Here is a 240-nt window from a genome sequence, read left to right on the forward strand (position 1 = left end):
TTATGCTGGTCATATTGAATATGGAGAAGGCGAAGTTATCGTCGGTGTGCTATGCCATGTGGATGTCGTGCGTGCGCGTGACGACAGGACAACCCCGCCATTTTCAGCGGACATAAGAGAAAATAAAATCTTTGCAAGTGGAGCCATTGATGATAAAGGGCCGACCATGGCGGTGTTTTACGCATTGAAAATGTTAAATGATGACGGTCTGCCCCTGTCGTAAAAGATTCGAGTCATCAT

At 46.2% G+C, this 240-nt stretch carries 1 pseudogene; it reads left to right on the forward strand.

Going from position 1 to position 240, the window contains the following annotated elements:
* A pseudogene (locus KVT11_RS20490) lies at positions 1-220 on the forward strand (M20/M25/M40 family metallo-hydrolase); the annotation flags it as partial.
* Positions 221-240 lie beyond the last annotated feature (20 nt).

The organism is Bacillus sp. GbtcB10 (genome assembly GCF_019091365.1).
GTDB lineage: Bacteria > Bacillota > Bacilli > Bacillales > Bacillaceae > Bacillus > Bacillus altitudinis.